The 1,444-nt window shown below is 67.5% G+C and carries 2 protein-coding genes; both read right to left on the reverse strand.

Going from position 1 to position 1,444, the window contains the following annotated elements:
* Nucleotides 1–98 precede the first annotated feature (98 nt).
* On the reverse strand, nt 99–416 hold the full coding sequence (mihF, locus tag DD1DGNOD_RS20030) for an integration host factor, actinobacterial type (RefSeq protein WP_131768039.1): 318 nt from the start codon (nt 414–416) through the stop codon (nt 99–101).
* 261 nt (nt 417–677) lie between these two features.
* Nucleotides 678–1,421, reverse strand: a complete 744-nt coding sequence (pyrF, locus tag DD1DGNOD_RS20035) for an orotidine-5'-phosphate decarboxylase (protein WP_131770810.1) — start codon at nt 1,419–1,421, stop codon at nt 678–680.
* Nucleotides 1,422–1,444 lie beyond the last annotated feature (23 nt).

Below are 1,444 nucleotides of genomic sequence, written 5' to 3' on the forward strand. Positions count from 1 at the left end.
ACCCGGCGGTGCTTGGGTTGTCACCATTGCCGGGACGCCGTACCAACCCCACTGCGCCCAGAGATATGTGTCATTTGCCTGCCGGACACTGGTGTTGCTCAGGAACCCGCGAACTCCTGAACCAGCGCGGCCCGCTGTTTGGCACCCAGGCCGCGTAGGCGACGGCTGTCGCTGATCGCGAGCCTCTCCATGATCCTTGTGGCGCGGACACGACCGACACCAGGCAGGGATTCCAAAACAGCGGCTACCTTCATCTTTCCAATGATCTCATCGGTGTCGGCTCTCTCCAGGACGGACGCGAGTGACACTTCCGCCTTCTTGAGCCGTTCCTTGAGTTCTGCACGCTGCTTACGCGCCAACGCAGCTTTCTCGAGGGCAGCAGCCCTCTGCTCGGGCGTGAGGGGCGGCAGGGGCACGGGTACGCCTCCTTCTTTCGGGTGATCGCGGCGCCGCGCAAACTAGCGAATAACGGGCGTCTCGGTCCAGCCGGCGGTACGGGTACATCCGCGGACTATTGTCCACAGGATGGGGTCCATACGTTGACCTGAATCGGGTTGCCGCCACGCGCACCCTTTGCTTTCGGTCGCTCGCCGACCACCGTACCGGGCAGATCCCCTCGAGATGGCCAGACCGGGGCCTGTGTGATGTCACACCAGGTCAGCGACACCGCGGCCGTGTCAGCATCCGGTCACGAACCGGGCCGCAGCAGCGCCGGGATCACTCGACGCGACGATCGGACGCCCCACCACGAGAAGATCGGAACCTGCCTCGACGGCTTCGGTGGGCGTTGCCGTACGCGCCTGGTCATCGGGCCGCGACCCCGCCGCGCGGATTCCAGGTGTGATAAGAGTCACGTCACTTCCGACCTCTGCGCGGACCGCGGCGGCCTCCCGGGGGCTGCACACCACCGCGCGCGCACCCGCGGCCACCGCCACCGCCGCAAGCCTGCGCACGACGTCCGAGGGTGTCCCGCCGAATCCGACGGAAGCCAGTTCCGCACTGCCCAGGGAGGTCAGAACCGTTACCGCGGCGATTTCGACGTCAGGCGCGGCATCAACCGCCGCCCGCACCATCGCCGCACCCCCGGCGGCGTGCACCGTCACATAGCGGGGTTCAAGTCGCGCCACGGAACGCATCCCCGCAGCCACTGTGTTGGGAATGTCATGCAGTTTGAGGTCGAGAAACAGGCCGACGTGGTCCCCGCCGGCGGAGCTGCCATCGCCCTGTTCATCCACGACCTGTTCATCCACGACCGCGTCCCGCAACCCGCCTGTGACCACGTCTCGCAACGCGGTCACGATGCCGGGTCCCTCGCGGTAGAACAGCCCCAGTCCCACCTTCAGGACGGCCACGTGCGGTGCCACCGCTTCGGCCAGGCGCAGGGCGCTCGGCCCGTCGGGCACGTCCAGCGCGACCGCCAGGGGTGGACGCGACGTCCAGGCGC

Origin of the sequence: Candidatus Protofrankia californiensis, from assembly GCF_900634765.1 — a bacterium.
Taxonomy (GTDB): Bacteria; Actinomycetota; Actinomycetes; order Frankiales; family Frankiaceae; genus Protofrankia; species Protofrankia californiensis.